Origin of the sequence: Lacipirellula limnantheis, from assembly GCF_007746075.1 — a bacterium.
GTDB lineage: Bacteria > Planctomycetota > Planctomycetia > Pirellulales > Lacipirellulaceae > Lacipirellula > Lacipirellula limnantheis.
In genome coordinates this window covers 3,584,592-3,601,216 of record NZ_CP036339.1, presented here as the reverse complement: position 1 = coordinate 3,601,216, position 16,625 = coordinate 3,584,592, and the positions used below count along the sequence as shown (strand labels likewise).

Here is a 16,625-nt window from a genome sequence, read left to right as displayed (position 1 = left end):
TCTGCTCCAGGCCGCTGGAATTCAGCGGACGGAGCACATCCACTGAAAATACGGTTCGCCGCAATGCTGCTGAAGCTTGGGACAGTATTTCTAGGTTTCTAGCAACATCGCGTCGGCGTCGACTTCTGCCCGCCGGCCATCCCCGGCAGCACTGCTATGACCGTTGTGGCGATGATCGCCGACCGGACCGTGAATCGGCCGGAGACGTGGTAAGTTAACGCGGCCAGAAGTCCGAATATTAGGGTGGCGCACTAGAGGGGGAAGTAAATGCTCCTTCGAACTCCGCCAAAGATGCCTTGCCGTTGTCGAACGTAGCATAAACGGCCTGGCTGCCGGCGGAAGTGTTCCGCGCCTGTGCGGCGCGAGCGACTACAGCGCGCTGCTGGTCTTTCCAGCGCTAGATGCTAGGGAGATCGAGCATCTTCGCGGACCGCTTTCAGAGGCCGCGCATCCCTACGGATGAATCGGATACTTCCGATAGCCCACTCCCCGCTCGTCGTGCAGGCGGCGAAGTCGGCGTGAAGGGAGCGCTGCTACCGCGACTGATCGGATCGCTAACCTCGACGACTCTGGTGCTGAAGATGTCAAAAACGCCGATCGGTTGTGCGTCGATCCCACGAAGCGCCACGTCGTGGGAGTGACCAACAGAGCAGGCTCGAGACCGACGCACTCAGCACCAAGGGCAACCTAATCGCATTAGTAAAGCTTTCCGGTCAGAGGACGACTACACTACGCTAATCTTTTCATCATCAGGAAGCTGCTCATGGCTTCTTCGTTGGCGGCGCGTCCTCGCGCCTGGGCTTGTTCACTGACCGCCTGCATTATTGCTGCTCTGGCAGTTGCAGCCTCCGCCGGCGTCATCTCTGGCGTCACTCAGTTTGGCCCGCATGCGGGGACTGGCTCGGGACTCGGCGCCGTCTTTGTTCCGGCCGTCGTCACCACGGCTCTCAATAACGACGACGGTCCGACGCCCGAAGCGTTTGACGACAATATCGTGGTCCCGATCAAGCGGTTTGACTTCAACGGCTATATCGATATCGAGTTTGCGGTGACCCCCAGCGGCGGCGTCACCGAGTATCAGTTTTTCGAGTCGATTGACAATAACACCGGCGCCAACTGGAACGGTTATTTGATGATCTTGGGCTACGGCGTCGGCCCGGACTTCGTGGGATCTACCGGCGGCGACGGACTTGATTTTGATGTGCCCGATCTCAACTGGGGGCTCGCGACGTCGGCATTTGCAGAGATCCTTACAGACGGAGATTGGATGCTATTCGCCGTCGGCGTTCAGGGGACGGGCGCGGAGAGGATTCGGTTCCGGATTGACGTCCCGGACGTCTCTAGGCTGTCGCCGGGCTTTGGTCACTTTACGCTGCGTCAGATTCCGTCAATCGTTCCGGAGCCGACGACGCTGGCGATTGTGTGCCTCGCGATTGCTGGGACGGCGATCCGGGCGTGCAGCCGAACCGGTCAGCAAAGCGAACAAGCGGCGACGCCCACTTCGTCGTGCTCACGGTGAGGCGTACGTAATCGCGAGAAGTTCAGCTCGCGGCGGCGACGCCGAAGCGAAAGGCATGCAATGGCGCTCAGCAAGAATGCGTGCGGTTCAGGGACGGTGCTAGTCCGCGGCGTGGACGATGGGGACCCGAAGTTCGCCTGCCAAGTCGCCAGGTCGCCGGCGCTTAACGGATTGGGCGATGCGCCTCGTTGCCAGAGAAGGAAGTCGGCCCCGTCGACGTCGTCGTCGAAATCGAAGTCGCCAGCCAATCCCGCGACTGTGTTGATGAACACGTCGTTGCCATCGCCGCCGGCGTAGCTGATGGTCAACAGCGTGCCGCCATAGTTAGCAAACGGCGAGCCTTCGGCGAGCCCTGCAAAGGCGCCGCTCAGAGTGCCGGCGACGTCGATGATCTCCCACGACTGACCGATCGTCGGCGTGAAGCCGCCGAACAGATTCACGTCAATCGCGCCGCCGAGTGTGGTGTTGCCCGTGACACTGAGCAGATCAAACTGTCCGGCAGATGTGCCGCCGAGTTCGATCTCGAGCGCACCAGAGCTTTGCGTGTAGTTGCCGTTGACGGTGGTCGTGCCGGGCGAAGTCCCCGGCGCAAGCGTGCCGCCGTTGTTCACCAAGTCGCCGTTGAACGCAGTGGCGTGGAGCGTGCCGCCGGTGAAGTTGAATGCGCTGTTGTTGAGCGTCACCGTACTCGCGTTCATCACGCCGCCCGAAAGATTCAGCGTCGCGCCGTTAGTGATGCCGAACTCGCCAGCAGCCGTGTTGAGCGCGCCGGCCGAGACATTCATTGTCGCGCCGACGAGCGCGATGGGGGCCGTCGGAACAATCGCCGTGTTGCCCGTCACCTGTCCGGCAGTGAAGTTGAACTCACCGCCCGTCATGTTGAATGAACCCGCTGCGCCGGCCGCGCCGGCAGGGAAGAAACGACCACCTGATCCCCCGGCGCCGCCAGCGAGGAGGATCTTTCCGCCGGACACGTTGAGGACTCCGCCAGAAAGCAGCGTGGCGCCGCCCGCCCCTCCGTTCGGGCCGAAGCCGTTGCCGCCGAGCCCACCGTTACCACCGACGAGGCTCACGACAGATGCGCTTGCGAGCGTCGTCGTTCCACCCGTGACGTTCAAGGTCCCACCTGCCCCACCTATGCCAGCCTCGTGTGAAGGTATGCCAGAGCCACCGCTACCACCGGCGAGGCTCACGACAGAAGAGTCGGAAAGCGTCGTCGTTCCACCCGTGACGCTCAAGGTCCCACCCGCCCCACCTATGCCGCCACGCGAAAAATCACCGGAATGACTACCACCGGCGCCGCCGAGCAAATTGATCTGGGAACCGGTGCCAGAGAGGGCCAGACTGCCCGACGTGGTGATCGACCGGCCTGGCGCTCCCGTGCCTCCCGGTCCAACAGAACCTGCAGGTGCTCCATTCGCGCCATTGCCGTTGATGACGCCGCTGCTCGTGAGGTTGAGCGTACCCAGGTGATTGGTGAAGTTATTAAGAAGGTTCACTGCCCCGCCAGAGACGTTCATCGTCGCCTTCACCAGTGCAGCCGGGGTGGGGGGAATGATCGAAGCGTCGGCCGTGATCTGCCCGGCGGTGAAGTTGAACGTACCGCCGGTGACGTTCACGGAACCGGCGGCGCCGTTGGCGCCGAGATTGCCGAGGAAGCTGGCAGCGCCGCCAGTTCCTCCCCGGAGCGCAATTGTTCCGGAATTAAAGTTAAAACTCCCTCCCGACTGAGAAAGTGCGCCGCCGTTGCCGCCGTTGCCGCCATTGCCAAAGGCACTAGCCGCCCCGCCCGCCCCGCCGCTGAGCGAGATGGTTCCACCGTTGACACTTACCGTACCGACGGAAATGTTGAATTGGCCGCTGCCACCCCCGTGTCCGCCACTACCATTATTGCTGGGATTCACACCGCCAGCGCCACCGTTGAGCGAGACGCTCGCGCCGGCGTGGACTTCGACCGAGGCCCCCGCAGCGGTCAGGGTTCCACCTTGACCACCGCTGCCCGCAGCAGCCCCGCCGCTGAATGCGCCGTTGTTGCCGCCTAGTCCACCATCGAACGTCGCCAGCGCGGTTCCTGTAAGCGTCAAGCTCCCCCCGGTGAGCTGCAGCGATCCCCCGATGCCGCCAGCCCCGCCTTGGTTATTCCGTGCAATAGCGCTAATCCCAGCCCCGCCCTGTCCGCCGACGAAGCGGAGCGTACCATTGGCGATCGTGGCCGTACCAGCCGTGGCCAAAGAGCCGGCATTGACGCCGACCGCATTGGACGCCGCCGTTGACGGGGTGGCGTCGAAAAGTCCGCCGTTCTGCACGGTGAAAGACTGACCGGCCCCGCGACTGAAGCTGCCGCCCGGGGTGAGAAACTTGCCGCCGTCGAGCAGCAGATTCCCGGCGACGTTAAACACGCCTGTACCGGTGCGATTGATCGTCCCCGTGGCATTCACCGTAACGAGTCCGCTGCCGCTGGTGAACGTCCCGCCGGTGTTGACGTTGACCGTCCCCGCCCCGCCGATGGTACTACCAACCGTGAGCGTCGAAGCTCCGCTTTGCACTAGCGTCGACCCGGCGCCGCTGACGTTGAATGTGCCTGTGGCGGTGGAAGTCGTCGTGGCGAGGTTGATGGCGCCGCTCGTGAGATCAGCACCGCTGAGTATCTCCAGTAGTCCGTCACTGCCGTCGCTGGCGGCGTTCCCCAGTTCGATGGCGCCACCGATGTTACCTTGCGCACCGTTTTGATAACGCACTGTACCGTCGAAACCATTGAAACTTCCCAAGAGGATGCTCGGGCCATTGAGCGCCGAGTTCGCGCCATCGACGACGATCGCCCCACTGCCGATCGTGATCAAGGTCCCCGCTTCGATCGGATTGAAACTCGTCACGAGCAGGGGTTTCGTTGATGACCCGATCGTGAGCGTCTGATTGGGGCCGCCAGCGCTCAATATGTTAAGAGTGAATTGGCGAACCGTGGCCGAGTCGCTTAGCCAAGAGACCTGACCACCGCGGACTGCTGCATGAAAGAGCCCCTGATTCCCGGTGAAGGTCGTCGTGTACGTGGCATTGGCGTTAAAAATCGCAAAGTCCCCCCCCGCGGGTACGAGGCCGAAGGTGCCGCTCCAATTTCCTGGATTGTTATAAACGCCGTTGGGCGGCGAAGGATCGGCCGCGCCGGTCCAGATCGCCTGGGCGAGCGCCGGCGAAGTAATTGCAAACAGCAAGGCGAAGACGAGACCGAGCCCGAACGCGCGACGAGCGAACACCATCAAGACGGGCAATGCCATCGAAGAACCTCAAGATGCAGCGAACGAGTGATCGAGCGGAATAAGCCGACGAAGCGATTCACGCGGCTTCAGGGGGATCGAATACCGCGTATTCTAGTCGCGTTTTGGCTGAGACGCTTTGGGGGGGAACGGTCATTTCGCTGATTTCTGCCGGACTCTTTGGGCACGCCTTTCAGGCCGAGCGAGGCAGCGAGTCGGGCGCGATCTGCCAATTTGCCAATGAAGCCCGCACGAGGCTTCGCAAAAAGGTCGATTTCCGACTTCAACCCGACGCGAGGCGCTGCCCGTGTCCCTCCTTGCGTCGCTTCTGTTAGCATTTGTTATCGACGAGCGTGACGGCCAATTGCCGACGTCGGCGAAGGCGCAGATCATCACCAAGTTGGGCGAGGCGAGCACGGGACGGAGGGAGCGACGCCGAGCTAAACTAATAGTCCGTGGTCTCTAGATCGATCAATGGGAAGCGACGGAGAGAGTTGCAATGGATTCGTCGACTACATTCTACTTGTCGGCTTTGGATTCTTCGTCCTGGTCGATGCCGCTGAAACCGACGCAACTTTCTGCCGTGTGCCCTGGACTCGGGGGCGCATTCGTTGAAACGCGGCCTACGCGGAACTGACGCGATGGAGTCGACGCGTGGCTATGGTGTAAGTGCTCAGGCGTTGCGCAGGGAGCGACGACTCGCGTCGAGAGGCCATCGCCTGCGGGCCAGAACCAGTCGTCATTTGCCGGCGGTATCTTCATGGCTGCTGATGACCTTCGAGCTGCGTTCTGGGGGCGTCGCTGACTCCATCGCCGGCGGCGCGAGCGCTGCGTTTGCTTGCTCGGCGGCAAACGCAGCGGATCCGCTGGCGCCGAAGCTACGCGTCCGCACGCGCTGCGACCATCGCATTGTAAGTTTCTGCGAACGCCTTGGCTGCCGCTTGCCAGCAGGGGTCAATCACCGCATCGGAAGTATCAGGCATCTGTCAATCGCGCCTGGCGTCAAACCGAGCATCGGCAGGCGCGCCAGGTAGGACCATCGCGTCCTCAGCGACGGCGACGCAACCGGCCTGATCAAAGGCCAGTGGCACACAGCGGGGCGAAGAGTCTGGAAGCCCGACTGATCGGCTAGAATCTTCGCTCCGCTCAGGATGACAGACGCATCCGCTAACCAAAGCTCTCATCCAAATGATATTGACCGTGCTGGAGAAATACCGGGATACTTCTGCGATTCGATTGACGCCGCCTCGATGGCTTTTCTGCCGTGAATTCGCGCCGCTATGCATGATCTGAATGGGTGGATTGCCAGTCTGTTTGAACATCCCGATCTGTTGCGGATGGGGCATGCCCAACGCGGCGTTGATTTGAATCTTGGGCTGGGTTGGTTGTACTACGCGATGGGTCGCATATTGCGGCCGTCTGTGGCCGTCGTCATTGGGTCTTATCGCGGATTTGCGCCGCTCGTTCTGGCCCGCGCCTTGGCTGACAATTCCGAAGGGGGATGCGTCTGCTTCATCGATCCTTCGTTCGTGGATGACTTCTGGAAGGATGAAGAGAAGGTGCGCGCCTACTTCGCCAGCCTCGGAGGTGCGAATGTGACGCATCATGCGGCCACGACGCAAGAGTTCGTCGCCTCGGAGGCGTACCGGGAACTCGATCAGATTGGGCTCGTGTTTGTTGACGGCTACCACTCTGCCGAGCAAGCGCGTTTCGACTTTCATGCTTTTGCTGGCAAACTGGCGCCGCAGGGGGTCATCATGCTGCACGACAGCGTTTGGCGAGGATCATCGCCGATCTACGGCCCGGGGCGCGAGTACGTCCACAACGTCGTGGACTTTGTCGACGAGCTGAAAGGTTCGCCCGATTGGCAGACGTTCGACGTCCCTTTTGGCAATGGGGTGACGATGGTGCGGCGTCAGATTGCCCCGCCTGCCCCGTCGCCGCCGTCACGGAGCGCCTATGATCGCGAAACATTCGAGCCGCGCTAGTCGACGTCCGCGATTCTTGATCGTGAGGCATCGGAAGTATCAGCGCAACTTTTTCGACGTGATTGTGCAGTGGACCTCGACGAACTTTCCGGAGCTTGCGTCGCTGTTCGAGGTGCGCGATCTGCCGGTGCGCATCAACGATTGGTCGCCGTACTGTCTGCACGCCGCTTGGTTGCAGGATCCGGTTCAACAGTGGTCGGCAGAAACGCATGAGCAAGCGTTGGAGCTGGCGGCGGAGTGCGATCGCCGAGGGGTTCCGATAATCAATCGAGTTGATCTTCTGCTGAACGCGACGAAATCGCGGGGAGCGCGGTTGATGAGCGCGGCGGGCGTCGCCACGCCGCGAATGGAGCCGATCGTCGATCGCCAGGAGTTCGAGGCGACGCAACTTGGCCTGCGACTGCCGCTGTTCATTCGCGAAGATTGGGGGCATTCGCGCAATGTGTTCCGCGTTGACGAGCCGGACGACGCGCGTCGCGTTCCGTGGTCGACGTTTGAGCGTCCGCTGGCGGTGGAGATCGTGGACGTCCGCAATCCCGATGATGGCTTGCATCGGAAGTTTCGATATGTGGCCGTCGGCGGCGTCGGCGTGAGTCATCACCTGCAGATCTCGCAGGAGTGGGTGACGCGCGGTGAGAATCGGGTGATCACCCCTGCGACCCGGCTTGAGGAGCTAAATTATCTCTCTCAACCCGACCCCAATCACGCATTGTTGCAGCGAGCAAGCCAGTCGCTGCAACTCGACTTGGTCGCGTTTGATTACGGATATTCACGGGACGGGCGTATGATCGTGTGGGAGGCAAACCCGTTTCCGACGTTCAAGTTCGCTTCGCAGCGACTGACTTATCGAAACCCGGCGATGCACCGCACGATGGCGGCGATCCTGCGGATGTATCTGCTACGGGCCGACCTGCCGGTGCCGGCAGCGCTGGAGGCAGCCTCGTCGCTCGATTGGCCTGGCGTGGAACGGGCGTTTACGTATGCGGAGAAGCTTAGGATGAAGGATCGGTGGCGGGCTTGGAAGAAGCGATTTTATCGCGCCGCGTAGCAAGCGGCGTCTTTTTTGAGCATTGCGCCGCAATAAGCGGAGGAAGCGTCGTCGATCCGAGACGCCTGGCATTGTCTCTGGGAGAGAAGCATGGCCGATGAGATTTGGGGCATTACGGCTTACTTCAATCCGATGCACTGGCGCTGCCGACGGGAGAATTTTTTGCAATTCAGGCAGTCGCTGCGGATTCCTCTGGTGGCGGTTGAGCTGGGTTACGACGGGCGCTTTGACCTAACTTCTGCAGACGCGGACATGCTGCTGCAGTTTCCCGCGAGCAGCGTGATGTGGCAGAAAGAGCGATTGCTCAATCTGGCGCTGGGCGCCGTGCCGACGCGCGTGACGAAGATCGTCGGCTTGGATGGCGACGTCATCTTCGGGCGCACGGACGTGTGGGAAGCGGTCAGCGACGCGCTCGATCAGACGCCGCTGTTGCAACCGTTTTCGGAGGTCTATTATTTGCCGAAATCGCATCTGTGCGACTTCGCGTTGATCGAGCAATCGGTCGCTTCCTCGCCGGGATATGCCTGGTTGCGGGCGCATGGGGCGACGAACGCGGAGCTTTGCAATCCGTCGTGGGGCAATCCTCGCAAGAGCCCGCCGGTCACCTATGGGTTGGCGTGGGCGTTCCGCCGCGAGGTGTTCGCAGAGCGCGGATTTTACGACGCCTGGATCATCGGTGGCGGGACGAGGGTTCATTGCTTTGCCGTTGATGATCAATGGCAGGAAGCGGCGGAGGCAATGCGGTTTCATCCGGAAATGCGCGAGCACTTTCGCCGCTGGTCGCATGGCTTCCATCACGCCGTGGGGGGCGATTGGGGCCACGTGGCGGGGCCGATCGCGCATTTGTGGCATGGCGAGCCGGCGGCGCGCAGATATCGCCAGCGGTACGTTGACTTCTCAGCGTTCCGCTTCAACCCGGAAGCTGACTTGGCGCTCGACGGAAATGGGGTTTGGAAGTGGAGCAGCGAGAAGCCGGCGATGCATCAGTACTTAATCGAGTACTTCGTGGGCCGTGAAGAGGATGGCGGCGCGTAGCATCGATGTCAGCGGCGTTTGGCGGCGCCTGGTCCATTGCGATAGTATTCAGGCTTGCATTGCTACTGCCTAGCGAGTTCGGTGACGTCACGCTTCGTTTATCAGATGGCGTTGCTAGGAAAGTGTTCCTAGGGACTCGGTATTAGAAAATGTACCCGACGCGAAGGTTACCTGGCGATGACGGATGACGCTCCGATCGAATGCCTGCTCAACCTCGCCTCCAAGAGCGGCCAGTGGCTTCGGGACGCCGGTATCACAACGATTGCCGAGCTTGAACGGCGCGGCGCGGTTGTGGCGTATCGGCTCGTGAAGCAACGTCATCCAACGGCCAGTCTCAACCTGCTGTGGGCGCTGGCAGCGGGGTTAAAAGGGAAGGATTGGCGGGAACTGACCGAGGCGACCAAGAATCGACTTCGCAAGGAAGCGGAAGAATGACCACCACCTTCACCCTTGGCCCCACGCCAAACACCGTCCAAAGCGCTGATGGCAAAGTCCTGACCGTCCCGGAAGGATGGATTCTGGTTCCTCCAGGTGACGCCGCCCTCACTCGACGCATAAAGGCGGCGGGCGATCACTACGCTGTGGCGGAGAAGAAGGGTCGGAAGCTTTTCTCAAGGGGGCTTTGGACTGCGGCTACGACGGTAGAACGTATTCGTACCGAACTCGAAGTCGAGCGATCCACGGAGGGCTTCGCCAAGAGAAAGGCAGCCGATTCCCGGCGAAGAGAGAAGGCCCAGGCCGAGTACGTCGATGACTTTCACGGTGCAGTCGTGGCGTTTCTCGACTTTCACGAGAGCCACGCCGATCTTGCCGACTGGATGGCTCGGGCCGTGACGGATCACGCCACGCCGGTCGGGTCCGGGACAGTGGCGAGGACTCGACGCATCCCGGTAGAGCGTCGGGCCGAAGCTGCCGTCATCGCATGGATGCGCCACCAGACGACAGGATACGACTCGCTCGTGATTCCCAGGGTGAAGGGTAAGCGACGTGAAGTTCGCAGGATGCTGGCCAAGCGATCGACGGAGTTGCTGGGCCGTTATCGGCGAGGTGAACCGGTCGAGGAAGGGTGTCCGTTGAAGAAGGCACTGACTCAAGCCCCGGGAGTTCAATAAAAATCGCCGCCTATACCATCCTCAATGGCGCCTTGCAGCGAGGCCATTGACGCAATCCGCGATGCAGGAGCTGCGTAGCGGCGTGCTACCGGACTGTGAGACAGCGTTCCGGTTCGCAACAGCTTCGATCAATGACGCCAGCGTGCCAGCGTCATCCTCCACCGACACAGCTTTTCCGTAATAAGTTGCCGAAGTGAGAAACCATGTGCGGCTAAATCGCGATCGTGGAAAGAGCGGCTCCGCGCTGCACGCTTTGTTGCCGCAGCCTGCCAATTCACTCGCTTACCTATTGCTGCACAGTCGACAACCCGTGATGCTACTACCGTGGCAGGTGTCCCCCGTCGTTCGTCAACGAAAGTTCCCGCCAATGACTTCCGCCGGAATCTGATGGCGGAACGGAACCACTTAAGTCTCAAGAAGCATTCGTGTGGCTCGGACGCACCGGGCTGTGGCGGCCAAGTAATCGCCCATAGTCATATATCGGATACCTACATCCCCGTCCGCGGCGAACGACTTGATGCTGCTAACGTCAACTATATTCCTTGAATTCGTCGGAACTGGATCCGCGAGCGATTTGGTGGAGAGAGACGCGACGAGACGTTGTACTTCAGTCATCCAGTTCACGGCCCGTTAGGTCAGGAACGAACTCTTGTCTTGAGCTGCGTGAACCGATGAATTCCAGCGACTCCCAAATGCGTCTGCCGGCGAGCCCTCGCCACCTCTACCTTGCATTAAGCGGGGCCGACCTCGGAATGTGGGAATGGAACATCGCCACCGGCCAACTGATCGTAAACGCGCGGTGGCACGCCATGCTTGGGCTCGATCCAAATGGCCCGATGCCAACGATCGAACACTGGAACTCGTGCGTCCATCCTGATGACATCGCAATTCTCGATAGAATTTGTAGCGAGGTTATCTTCAACGCGGCGGGTTGCGAATTCGAAGCGGACATTAGAGCGCGTCATTGCGACGGAAGCTACATTTGGATTCGTGATAAGGGCGCGGTCATCGAGCGCGACGAGGACGGTAGGCCGCTGCGAGTGGTCGGCACCCACCTAGATATAACCAACCTTAAGCTTGCCGAAGGATCGGCACGGGAAACAGAGGCACGGTTTCGTAGGCTTGCCGACACGGCGCCGGTCGGAATTTGGATGACAGACCGCCTCGGTAAGTGCACGTATGTCAATTCCTGCTGGCAGAAAGTCGCCGGCGTCTCCCTGGAAGAGGCATTGGGAGACGGTTGGAGCAATGGCTTGCATCCCGATGACCGGGAACGTGTTTTTGCGGAATGGCTGCAAGGAGCTAGTACTGCGCAGCCATGGAACCAAGAGTACCGTTTTCAAAATCGCGATGGGAGGACTACGTACGTACTCGGAGTGACTGGCGCCCGGCGTGACGATCAAGGTCAAACGGTCGGTTACATCGGCGTCAACGTGGACATTACGCAGCGCAAGGAGGCCGAGGCTCAGCTTGCCGCGACCACCGAATTGCTTGAGAGTACGGGCCGCATGGCCAGAGTCGGCGGTTGGGAAGTCGACCTTCGAACGACGGTCCAAACATGGTCGCGGCAAACCTTCTCCATCTTTGACATGGAGCCCGCAGACGAACCCTCCGTAGACGCAGTCATTGGCCTCTTCGCGTCTGATGCTCAAGCGACAATCCGAGCAGCGATCGCCGCGGCAATCAACGCGGGCCAATCATATGACCTTGAGCTTCCAGCAATTACCGCGAAAGGGAGATCCATTTGGGTGCGAACGCAAGGAACGCCCGTAAGGTTCGGACGGGAAGTCGTTGGCCTGCGGGGCACTATTCAGGATATTACCGACCGCAAAGTGGCGGAATTACAGCTCTCTAGGCAGGAATCGCATAATCGCGCTTTGCTTAGCGCAAATCCGGATCTGATCTTTACCAACCGTCGTGACGGCACGTTTCTTGCAGTACATGCACCTGATCCAGGAGTGCTGTGCGCATCGGCTGAGTCATTGCTTGGCATGAATGTCAGCGATGCCCTGCCCGGACCGATTGCCCGTCAATTTCTTGAGGCGTTTGTCGGCGCGGATTCTAACGTCGAGCCGAGGCAAATCAACTTTGCGTTGCATGTAAGAGGTTGCGTTAGGCATCTGGAAGCGAGAATTGTCTCTGCCGGAGATCACACCGTCGTGAGTATCATTCGCGACGTCACAGCTGCGAAACAGATGGAGGGAGCGATTCGAAGCAGCGAGGAACGCCTTCAGTTTGCCCTTGATGCAACGTCAGACGGAATATGGGATTGGAATATTCATACTGGCGTCGCCTTTTATAGTCCGCAGTGGGCGAAGCTCCTCGAGTACCCGCCTGATGAAGTCGAAGGCAACATCAGCTTCTTTCGTGAATTACTGCATCCCGAAGAAGCAGAACAAATAGAGAACCACCTTGATGGTGTGGCAAACGGGACTGTGCTCGCCCACACCGGTGAGTTGCGTCTGCGAACCAAGTCGGGAGAGTTTCGCTGGTTTCTTGACCGAAGCCGGGTTGTGATGCAAGACGAATTCGGCCTGCCACTAAGAATGGTGGGAACCATCAGTGACATCACGGAACGAAAAGTTAGCGAGCAACGGATCGCTGAGAGCGAAAGGCGATTTCGGAGGCTGGCAGATTCATGTCCAATGCTGATCTGGACCAGCGACGTGAATGGCGGCTTTGATTTCGTCAATGAATATTGGCGTGAACTCACAGGTCAGCGCCCTGAATCCTTGCTGGGCGATCACTGGATTCAGGGGCTGCATCCGGACGATGCGGAGCCCTATTTGGGTGTCTATCGAGCTTCATTCGAAAAAAGATGCGAGTTCCAAACAGAGTTTCGTCTGCTCCGCAACGACGGCAGCTTTCGAGTATTCATGTGCCGCGGCGTGCCTCGCACGACTGATTCTGGAGCGTTCGAAGGTTATGTAGGCGCCTGCGTCGATGTCTCCGAGCTTCGCGAGATGCAACTTAAAGCAGACGCAGCAAGCAAAGCCAAGAGCGAATTTCTCGCGCAAATGAGTCACGAGTTTCGGACACCTCTAAATGCGATCATCGGATTCTCGACTAACCTACTGCGCTCTGACGATTGCCATTCTCTGGACAACCGGCAACGCGATCGCCTAACGCGAATTCAACGAAATGGCCAGCACCTCCTCTTAATTGTCAACCAGCTTCTTGATACCGCTAGGATCGAAGCGGGGCAACTGACAGTGTCGCTCGCCGCATGCGATGTAAGGGAGGTGATTTATGAGGTGGCGGCAGTGGCAAGGCCGCTATTGGAAGATCGTCCAGACGTTAAGTTGTTGGTGGAAGTCATCGGCAACTGTCCTGCCTTCCACTCCGACCGCGGAAAGTGCCACCAGATTCTCCTTAACCTCGTCAGCAACGCGATTAAATTCACCAAGAAAGGGGAAATCACAATACGGGCGAGTATCGATGGAGAACTGCTGAGGTTTGCTGTGTCGGACACCGGAATTGGAATCGCCGCCGACGATATTCCCCGGGTGTTCGAATTGTTCTATCGGACGAATACGAAAGAAGTTGTCGTTGAAGGCACCGGGTTGGGGCTTCATATCAGCACTAAGCTAGCGGCGCTGATTGGAGGGCGAATTACGGTAACAAGCACGCTCGGCAAAGGAAGTACGTTTGTGTTGACGATCCCTATGTCGCCCATCGCGTGAGGTTGCTGGACCAGCCACTCAGGACTTCCGCACAACGCGCAGGCTTCGCCGCAGGGGACGCACATCGCGAGATTGACGAATTCCCCAGCTCAAGCAAATACCAACGCATCTATCCAAGCTCGCTGCCATGACTGCCAAGAATTGGCCGTCTTCCGGCTATCCGCTCGTGCAAGACGGTCACGCGATAACCTCTCAGTAGAGCATTTATGCGCCCGAGCAGTTTACTCGTCGCTTCCAGAACTTCTCGCTCGTTTTCTGCCGACCATACCTTGGGTGCTGGCCGACCACGTGGGGCACTAACAAGAACGAATCGCAGGCCGAACGGCTGCGCTGGATCAAAAGCGAAGCATCGTCCGCTTGCTTCGACGTGAGAGAATCGATTGCCAGTGACGTTAGGCGTTTCGCCTATCGTCTGCGTGATGAAAATGGCGATGGCCCCGTCGATTCGCTATGCGCTTACGTCATCGCCGACGACGGGCACATGCAGGCGTCGGTGGATTGCGATGGCGTGAAAGATGCGGCTAAGGCCCGGCAGATCGTGGGCAGGCTAGCTTACCGGGCGCGGCAATCTTTGTGACTAGCTCAGAACTGTTGTTCGAAGGACGGTGGATGTGAGTTACATCAGCGGTAACGGCGAGCAAGAAGGCTCTGATGACTGCGGAGGTCTTGGATGCGATTTAGGAAGTGAACGACCAGTTGTGGGCGATGATCGAACCGGTGTTCGCGGAATTCCGGGCGCGGAAGCGCACGGGACGGCCGTCGGCTTGCTGGCGCGGGTGCGTCAACGGAATCATCTATCAGATGCGCAGCGGCTGCCTGTGGAACAAGCTACCCAAAGAATTCGGCGATGACTCGACGGTTCACCGCTGGTTCCAGCGGTGGTCCGAGAATCGCGTGCTGGAGCAAGTGTGTGCCATGCTGGTCGAGCACTGCGACGAGTTGGGGAGCGTCGATTGGAAGCGGCAGGCCGCCGCCGGCTCGCCAGCCAAAGCGCGTTTTGGAGGCCATTGTCGGCCCCAACCCGAAGGACCGGAGCCGTCAACGCTCGGCATGGCCGCGGCATTGATGATTCGGTTATCATTGCGGAGGCGGCGGAGACGCAACGCGTCTGACATGCGGCAGGCGCCTTGGGCGCCTCGCGTCGGTCGTTACCCAACAACAGTGAGGTCGTGCATGGCCCGTTCTCAACACGATGGGGGGCGCTGGCGGCGTTCCGCAACTCGACTTGCGGCGGTCGTTATTGCCGTGGCCGTGCCTTCGGCGGCGCACGCCCAATTGGGTTTCCTCTACGACTGGAACAACTCCGCCGGCGGCGCCTATGCGAGCAACGGCAATTGGTCGCCGGTCGGCGTGCCCGACGCGGCGAACGAAGGGGCCGGCTTCAACCTCAACTCCACTTATAACGTCAGTCTCGCCGCCAGTTACTCCGTCGGCAGTTGGAACGTCGGCGCCGGCAACGTGACGTTCGACGTCGCCAGCGTGCCGACATTCACGCCGCGCCACAAGTTTGCCGCCGATTCGTTCGACGTGTCGTCTGCGGCGAACGGTTCCGCAGCGATTCGACTCAACAACGCCGCGGCAACCGTCACGGGCCCGATCACGATCGGCGCCGGCGCCCTGTCGAGCGGCCAATTGACGGTGAGTTCCAATAGCACGACAAGCGGCAACGGGGCGCTGATCCTGGGAGGCGCCGGACAGGGGCAACTCGACGTTCAGGCGTCTGCGGGGTCGAGTTTCTTAGGCATCTGCTGCTTTCCCAGGCAAGGGAGCGTCGGTTCGGCGACGACGATCGTTGGCCAGTCCGTCGGCGGCAGCGGCGTGGCCAACATCGCCGGCATCTGGAACGCCGGCGACCTGATCGTCGGCGACGCGGGCCAGGGCACAATCAACATGCTGGCGACCAGCCAGATGCTCGCCGGGCAAACGGTCCGATCCGCGGGAATTCTGTCCGGCGCTTCCGCCAGCATCGCGGCACAACCCGGCAGCGTGGGGACCGTCAATGTGAATGGCGCCACGATTCTTGGCCCGAGCGCTGCCTGGTCGCTGACCGGCAACTTGGCCGTGGGCGGCACGACGCTAAGCGCCGGCGGGACGGGCGTGCTCGCGATGGGGCTCGGCAATCAGACGACGGTCGGCGGCAACTTGAAAATGTGGCCCGGAGGAACCCTCGACCTGTCGCAAAGCAGTGCGCTCAGCGTAACTGGCGCCGCGGAACTCGGCGGCGCCCTGCGGTATTCCTTGCTTTCGACCCCCGTCGTCAACGACGAGTTTCAGGTGCTTGACGCCGCGGGCGTGTTCGGGACGTTTTCCTCCGTGACCCTGCCGCCGCTCGCCGGCAACCTCCGCTGGAGCGTGCTCTACAACCCGACGAACGTGAAACTCCGCGTGCTTCCCGCGGCGGCCGACTTCGACGAGGACGGCGACGTCGACAACATCGACCTGATTAAATGGCGCCTGGGATTCGCGACCGGGACGACCCATTTGCAGGGCGACGCCGACGGGGATACTGACAGCGATGGCGCCGACTTCCTCATCTGGCAGCAGCAGTTCGGCGCCACGCCGCCTATCGCCACGGCGTCGGCGACAGTGCCGGAGCCAACGTCGCTGGTCCTGGGCTCGCTGGTTGTCGTAGCGATCTCGGGCGCTCGTGTTCGGCGACGAACGCTTGCGGCCGTGCCGTAATGGCCCGGCCTACGGGACGCGGCGATACGCATCGATCGCCTGGGTGATCTGTGGGTGTCCGTTGAAAAGTGCAGCGCCCGGCCGCGTAAAGGTGCGGCGCTGGGTATGCAAACAATCAAGCGTGAGCGTCATTGCTGACAGTCATCACGAGATACTTGGCCGACATTACGTCCAGCGGCGACCGCACGAAGCCTACTGCTGGTATCTGTTTCTTACTACGTCGCGGTACTAGGCGCAGCCGTCAACGGCGGTGTTCGCTGCACTTGCAACCTCCTTCGAGATCCGGGGGTGGTCTTCTACTGAGTCT

The 16,625-nt window shown here is 60.4% G+C and carries 11 protein-coding genes and 1 pseudogene; 9 read left to right on the top strand and 3 right to left on the bottom strand.

Translation table 11 applies throughout. The features are described from left to right. Positions 1–763: 763 nt before the first annotated feature. Positions 764–1,519 (top strand): choice-of-anchor F family protein, encoded by a 756-nt coding sequence (locus tag I41_RS13815; RefSeq protein WP_145433247.1) that lies wholly within the window; start codon positions 764–766, stop codon positions 1,517–1,519. Here the strand turns inward: I41_RS13815 and I41_RS13810 are convergent. Then, complete coding sequence (locus I41_RS13810; protein WP_145433246.1) at positions 1,471–4,791, bottom strand: beta strand repeat-containing protein; 3,321 nt, start codon at positions 4,789–4,791, stop codon at positions 1,471–1,473. The two genes, I41_RS13815 and I41_RS13810, sit on opposite strands and share 49 nt — an antisense overlap. Before the next feature lie 718 nt (positions 4,792–5,509). Beyond that, positions 5,510–5,680 carry a hypothetical protein gene (locus I41_RS27275; protein ID WP_168206902.1) on the bottom strand — a complete coding sequence of 57 codons (171 nt, stop codon included), beginning with the start codon at positions 5,678–5,680 and terminating at the stop codon, positions 5,510–5,512. A 370-nt stretch (positions 5,681–6,050) separates the two neighbouring features. Here I41_RS27275 and I41_RS13805 point away from each other — a divergent pair, with 370 nt between their 5' ends. From I41_RS13805 to I41_RS28640, 7 genes and pseudogenes are all read left to right on the top strand, one after another. Continuing rightward, entirely contained in the window at positions 6,051–6,758 is a 708-nt protein-coding gene (locus tag I41_RS13805; protein WP_210420948.1) for a class I SAM-dependent methyltransferase, read from the top strand. 22 nt (positions 6,759–6,780) lie between these two features. Beyond that, positions 6,781–7,806: an ATP-grasp domain-containing protein gene (locus I41_RS13800; protein ID WP_145433245.1), complete on the top strand. Its 1,026-nt coding sequence runs from the start codon at positions 6,781–6,783 to the stop codon at positions 7,804–7,806. A 90-nt stretch (positions 7,807–7,896) separates the two neighbouring features. After that, a complete protein-coding gene (locus I41_RS13795; protein WP_145433244.1) occupies positions 7,897–8,841 on the top strand; it encodes a hypothetical protein in 945 nt (314 codons plus the stop codon). A gap of 177 nt (positions 8,842–9,018) precedes the next feature. Then, positions 9,019–9,276, top strand: a complete 258-nt coding sequence (locus I41_RS13790; RefSeq protein WP_145433243.1) for a TfoX/Sxy family DNA transformation protein — start codon at positions 9,019–9,021, stop codon at positions 9,274–9,276. After that, a complete protein-coding gene (locus I41_RS13785; protein WP_145433242.1) occupies positions 9,273–9,953 on the top strand; it encodes a DUF2293 domain-containing protein in 681 nt (226 codons plus the stop codon). Before I41_RS13790 ends, I41_RS13785 begins: the two co-directional genes overlap by 4 nt. A gap of 671 nt (positions 9,954–10,624) precedes the next feature. Next, on the top strand, positions 10,625–13,636 hold the full coding sequence (locus I41_RS13780; protein ID WP_145433241.1) for a PAS domain-containing protein: 3,012 nt from the start codon (positions 10,625–10,627) through the stop codon (positions 13,634–13,636). A 705-nt stretch (positions 13,637–14,341) separates the two neighbouring features. Continuing rightward, positions 14,342–14,485 (top strand): annotated as a pseudogene (locus tag I41_RS28640) (transposase); the annotation flags it as partial. Here the strand turns inward: I41_RS28640 and I41_RS28105 are convergent. After that, positions 14,465–14,644, bottom strand: coding sequence for a hypothetical protein (locus tag I41_RS28105; RefSeq protein WP_246133670.1), 180 nt, complete (start codon positions 14,642–14,644; stop codon positions 14,465–14,467). The pseudogene I41_RS28640 and the gene I41_RS28105 overlap by 21 nt on opposite strands. Positions 14,645–14,809: 165 nt before the next feature. On the opposite strand from I41_RS28105, the gene I41_RS13775 reads away from it, so the two are divergent. Then, positions 14,810–16,318 carry a hypothetical protein gene (locus tag I41_RS13775; protein WP_246133669.1) on the top strand — a complete coding sequence of 503 codons (1,509 nt, stop codon included), beginning with the start codon at positions 14,810–14,812 and terminating at the stop codon, positions 16,316–16,318. Positions 16,319–16,625 lie beyond the last annotated feature (307 nt).